We start from the raw sequence: 3646 nt of genomic DNA, 5'->3' as shown, positions 1-3646 counted from the left end.
ACGCCTGGCCGCTCTGGGGACCCTTGCCGCCGGGGAACGCCGAGGGGTCGGGGGCGCCGTGGCCGCCCGGGGCGCCGGGCGCCGCCGGGGGCGTGTCGCCGGCCACCGGACCCCTGGGTACGCCCTGGCCGTTCTGGCCGTTCTGGCCGCCGTCCGAGAAGTACGGGAGTCCGTCGCGGCGCGGTTCGCCGGTGCCATCGGCCGCCGGGGAGCCGCCCTGGGCGCCCGGCGGGTACGGCGAGGTCCCGCCGGGGCCGGAGCCGAGCGGCCCCGTGGCCAGCGCGCGGGACACGTCGAAGGAGCCGGTGCCGCCGCCGTGGCCGGGCGCCACCGGACCGGTGCCGCCTGCGCCGGGCAGTCCCGCGCCGTTGGTGTTGCCGGGCCTGGCGCCGCCGGTGCCCTGGGGCGCACCGGCGCCGGGCCGCGCGGCGGGCGCGCCGGAGGGGCCGACTCCCGTGCCTGCGCCCGCGGCCGGGCCCTGGACGCCCGAACCGGCGGCCAGTCCCGCGCCGTTGGCGTTGCCGCCGGCCGGACCGCCCTTGGGCGCACCGCCCTTGCGCGGCGCGAACCAGTCGCTCGCCTTCTCCCCGGGACCACCGGAACCGGGGCCTCCGGAACCAGGGCCTCCGGCTCCGGCGCCCGCACCGGCGGTGGGCGCGGCGTGGGACCCCGTGTCGGAGTCCACGGGTCCGCCCGCGGTGCCGGGTCCGGCGCCCGTCCCGGCGTCCGGGGCGGTGGGCCGGGACGCACCGGTGGCGTCGGAGGAGCCCGCGTCGGACCCGCCGTTGGCGACGGGCGTGCGCACGACGACCGGCGGGATCGGCCTGGACCCGGGGATGTTGATGCGGATCCGGGTCGTCAGCGTGGTCTCGGTCTTGGGCTGTTCCGGCCGGTCACCGGCGGCACGGGCCGCGTCGGCGGCGGCGTCGGAAGCCATCGGCGTTCCGTACGGCGGAGTCCCCGACGGGTATGCGGTTCCGCCGCGCCCGTTGGGCCCGGAGGACGAACTGTCAGTTTCACGACTCAAGGCAGGTTCTCCCGGTTGGCTCCACCGCCCGTGTACTCGACCTCGATTCGGGCGGCTCGGCGGCGCGCACCACCATACTGGCCACTCGTCTCCGGCATCTTGCGGCCGTCGGGGAAACCCACACCGGACGTGCACCGGCGCACTGTGGCGAAGTGGTACGTCACTTGCCAAGTCGGGCGGCGGCGCCGCCCGGTTGCCGCCCCCCGCCAAGGGTGGCGCACATCACAGCGACCGTCATCCCGCCGAGCAGGAAGAGGTAGGAGCCGGCTCCCGCGGCGAAGAGGAAGTCGCCCTCGGGGCGGCTGGAGGTGAGCAGCACGACGGCGATCATCCAGCCCGCGGCGGGCACGACCGCCCCGGCCCGGCCGCCGGTGGCGCGCAGGCCGCCCAGGAACAGTCCCGCCGCGGCGGCCAGCGCGAGCAGCAGCCCGCCCGGGAACCAGCCCGACTGGACCAGCGAGCCGGCCACCGCGACCACGCCGCCGAGCAGGAAGAGTCCCAGGTGGGCGGCGATGCGGGCGGGTGAGGGCATGCTCAGGGGCTGGGCGAGCGCGCTGCCCGCGTTCGTCCGGTCCGCGGGGGGTCTGCCCTTGGTGCTCATCGGGCACCGCCTTCGGAGGTCGCGCTCCCGGAGGTTGCTGTCGTGATTCCCGCGAACAGGTCGCTCTCGCGCGCCGAGCCGGGTGCCGCGGTGCGTTCACCGCGCACCAACTCGTAGTACTCGACGGGGAAGAGGGGCTGGGCGAGCCGGTTGGAGAGGGCGAACCACGGTCCGTCGACCTCGATCTGGGTGGCGTGCGCCCGCATCGCGGCGGCCTTGGCGGCGCTCTGCGCGGTGCCGTCGATCTCCGTGGTGACGACCTGGTCGTCCACCACGCCGGGCACGTCGTCGACCGTGGCGGCGGCGGGGAACGGCAGTTCGTCCAGTACGTCCTTCAGGCGGGCGAAGCCCTCTTCGGCGACGGAGCGGGGCACGCGGTTCCAGTAGATCTTCGCGATCGCCCACGGTTCGCCGAGGTCGGTGCGGAAGTCCGGCTCGGCCGCCAGGTCGGCGGCGCGCATGGCGACGCGGTGGGCCTGGATGTGGTCCGGGTGCCCGTACCCGCCGTCGGGGTCGTAGGTGACGAGCACCTGGGGACGCACCTCGCGGATCACTTCGACCAGGTGTGCGGCGGCCTCGTCGACATCGGCCCGCCAGAAGCTGCGGGGGCCGTCGTTCTCGGGGACGCCCATCATCCCGGAGTCCTGGTAGCGGCCCGCGCCGCCGAGGGAGCGGGCGTCGCGCACACCGAGCTCGCGCATCGCGGCGCCGAGCTCCACCAGGCGGTACTCGCCGAGGTCGTCCCCCGACAGGTGGGCGAGCGCGGGCGGGATGACCTCGCCCTGCTCACCGCGGGTGCAGGTCACGAGGGTGACCCGGACGCCCTCGGCCGCGTACCGGGCCATGGTCGCGCCGTTGTTGATCGCCTCGTCGTCCGGGTGCGCATGCACCAGCAACAGACGCCGGGAGGACAGTTCCGTCATACACCCACCCTACGAGGCCCCCGCGCCTCCCGTGTCCGCGAAGATCGCTTCGGCGGACGGAGCGGTGACGGCGTTGGTGAGCCAGCGGCGCAGGAGACCGGGGTCGTCGCAACCGGTAACTCGTTCGCGGACCTCGTCGGAGACGTCGAGACCGCGCGTCTCCAGGACGAGCAGGATGCTCTCGGCGGCGTTCTGGACACGAGCTTCCGCACGTGCCTCGTCACGGATCTCTTCCGACAACCACGACTTGTAGAAGGAAAGGTCCACGGCCACCAGGTTCCTCCAGAGTTCGACTGCCCGGCGGTTGCCGCCCAGGCCTTGTGCGGTGAATTCGATGATGGGGTCTGCGACGGCTTCGGCCACGCCTTGCAGGGCGGTGGACAGGGTCTTCAGTATCTCACCCACGTCCGGATCCTTCGCGTGGGTGATGACGGACAGCGTGGCCAGCGCGAGGTCGGCGCGGGCCTCGTCCGGGTCGGTGATCCTGGGCATGTTCTGCGGTCCCGCCACCAGGGGGCTCAGGGTCAGCCCGGGCCAATGCCGCGGGCCGAGGGAGACGGGCCGGGCGGCCCACTCCGCGGTGGCCCGGTCCTGGCAGGCGACCAGCAGCAGGACCGGGATCTTGTACTTGCTGCACAAGAACGACATGTAGTAGGCCCAGCTGGCGTGTTTGTCCGGGTCCTTTTTGCCTTGCGACTCGATGGCCAGCAGGAACGACTCCTCGCCCGCTGAGCCGTCGCAGTCGAAGCGCAGCAGCGTGTCCACCCGGCGCTCGACCGGTCTGGCCTCGGTCAGGTCGGTCGGCATCGCTGTGATGGATCTGGGCGGAGCGAAGTCGAGGCCGAGGACTCGGGAGACACCGGCGAACAGCCCCGGGTACTCCTGGAAAATACGGTGCATCGCCTCGTGGGACGAGCTGACCATGCGATTCCCTACGTTTCTCGTTCTGTGCGTTTCCGCATGTCCTGCACGCGGTCAGGCGGGCGCGGGCTCTGTGGTCCGGCAGTCGTGGCAGTGGCCCGGTTCTGGGGATCGGAAGGCTCGGTCGCAGCCGTCGCAGTTGCGGAGTGGGGGGCGGGCTGCTGGGGGCTGCGG

The 3646-nt window shown here is 73.6% G+C and carries 3 protein-coding genes and 2 pseudogenes; all 5 read right to left on the bottom strand.

Annotation, left to right across the window (positions count from 1 at the left end; genetic code table 11):
• Nucleotides 1–1027 (bottom strand): annotated as a pseudogene (locus FGF04_RS30800) (hypothetical protein); the annotation flags it as partial.
• Nucleotides 1028–1187: 160 nt separating this feature from the next.
• A complete protein-coding gene (locus FGF04_RS30795; protein WP_149514641.1) occupies nucleotides 1188–1628 on the bottom strand; it encodes a DUF6113 family protein in 441 nt (146 codons plus the stop codon).
• Nucleotides 1625–2551 carry an N-acetyl-1-D-myo-inositol-2-amino-2-deoxy-alpha-D-glucopyranoside deacetylase gene (mshB, locus tag FGF04_RS30790; RefSeq protein WP_149514640.1) on the bottom strand — a complete coding sequence of 309 codons (927 nt, stop codon included), beginning with the start codon at nucleotides 2549–2551 and terminating at the stop codon, nucleotides 1625–1627. Before mshB ends, FGF04_RS30795 begins: the two co-directional genes overlap by 4 nt.
• A gap of 9 nt (nucleotides 2552–2560) precedes the next feature.
• Nucleotides 2561–3475: a hypothetical protein gene (locus FGF04_RS30785; RefSeq protein WP_149514639.1), complete on the bottom strand. Its 915-nt coding sequence runs from the start codon at nucleotides 3473–3475 to the stop codon at nucleotides 2561–2563.
• A 51-nt stretch (nucleotides 3476–3526) separates the two neighbouring features.
• A pseudogene (locus FGF04_RS41395) lies at nucleotides 3527–3646 on the bottom strand (helix-turn-helix domain-containing protein); the annotation flags it as partial.

Source organism: Streptomyces apricus (assembly GCF_008369065.1).
GTDB classification, from domain to species: Bacteria; Actinomycetota; Actinomycetes; order Streptomycetales; family Streptomycetaceae; genus Streptomyces; species Streptomyces apricus.
This window is presented reverse-complemented; position numbering and strand designations above follow the sequence as displayed.